Annotated in this window: 1 protein-coding gene and 1 pseudogene; both read right to left on the bottom strand. The window is 72.3% G+C overall.

The window, feature by feature from the left end:
• Positions 1–350: pseudogene (locus GA0115259_RS30175) on the bottom strand (alanine dehydrogenase); the annotation flags it as partial.
• 145 nt (positions 351–495) lie between these two features.
• A partial coding sequence (locus GA0115259_RS30170; RefSeq protein ID WP_107469293.1) for a tetratricopeptide repeat protein occupies positions 496–1,364 on the bottom strand: 869 nt, incomplete at its 5' end.

The following is a 1,364-nucleotide window of genomic DNA, read 5'->3' as shown; positions in this document are numbered from 1 at the left end:
TACGCGATGGCCGTGGTGCCCGAGTCCAGCAGGGCGTCGGTGCAGGCGCGGGAGGCGGCGAGATGGAGATAGGTGAAGAGCGTCTGGCCCTTGCGGAGCCGGTGGTACTCCTCCGCGACCGGCTCCTTGACCTTCAGCAGGAGGTCGGCGGCGGCCCAGACCTCGTCCGCGCCGGCCAGGATCCGGGCGCCGGCCGCGCCGAACTCCTCGTCCGTGATCGAGGAGCCGACGCCGGCGTTCCGCTCGATGACGACCTCATGGCCCTGGCTCACCAGCTCATGCACACCGGCGGGCGTGATCGCCACCCGGAACTCGTTGTTCTTGACCTCTCGGGGGATACCGACCAGCACGGCAGATCACGGTCCTTGGCTCAGGGGATTGCGAGGGCAATGCCAGGGGGACCCGGGCGCGGGAGAGCACACCGGGATACACCGCGTTGTGGTGCGGCGGATCCAGTCTAATGAAGGATTTCCCACTGTCTAGCCTTGCAAAGCATTATTTCCCGGCCGTAGCGCTGCGGATTTCGTAGGCGTTTCCTTCGGTTTCCAGCAGCCGGTCGGCCGTGGCGCGATGCAGCCTGGCCGCGGTCGGATCGCCGAGCCGGTCCAGCGTGTCCGCCACCCGGAGCTGGAGCGCGGCCTGGAGCCGTACGTCTCCGGCCAGCCGGGCCCATTCCACGGCCTCCTGACAGGTCTCCAGCGATTCCTGCGGCCGGCCCGCGTACTCCTGGACCCGGGCCGCCTCGCTCAACGCCCTTGCCTGGGCCGGGAGATCGCGCAGCCTTCGGTGGACGGCCACGGCGGCCCGCCAGCTCCGCAGCGCCTCGCCGTAGTGGCCCGCATACGTGTGGACGGTGCCGAGCCGGCCGTACAGCCTGGCCTCGTCGGCGCGTTCGCCGCGGCTGAGCCGCTGGGCCAGCGCCCTTCCGTACCAGTCGGCGGCCCGCTGCCAGTCCTGGAGATCCTGGTACGCGCCGCCTACGGATTCCATCGCGCGGCCGGTCGCGTAGAGATCGTTCGCGGCCCGCCCGGCGTCCAGCGCGGCGCGGTAGCGGGCGAGCGCGTCCTGCGTACGGCCGGTCTGGGCGTCCAGATCGCCGATGTTCAGCAGCGCGGCGGCCTGCTCGCGGTGCAGTTCGCGCCGCTCCGCGATGTCGAGGACGAGCTGATGGAGCCCGTACAGCTCGGGTGCGGCGGCCTCGGTGCCGCGGTGCGCGGCCAGCGCGCGGACCAGCGCGGCGATCAGCCGGCGGGCCAGGGTGTCCAGCTCTCCGTCGGCGACGGCGAGCCGGGCGGAGGCCAGCAGGGCGGGCTGCCGTGAGTCGAGCCACTCGGCCGCGGCGGCGGGGGGCGGGTAGCGCAGCG

Origin of the sequence: Streptomyces sp. MnatMP-M17 (assembly GCF_900091995.1) — a bacterium.
Lineage (GTDB): Bacteria > Actinomycetota > Actinomycetes > Streptomycetales > Streptomycetaceae > Streptomyces.
The sequence above is the reverse complement of the archived record's forward strand: the minus strand, read 5'-3'. Positions and strand labels throughout refer to the sequence as shown.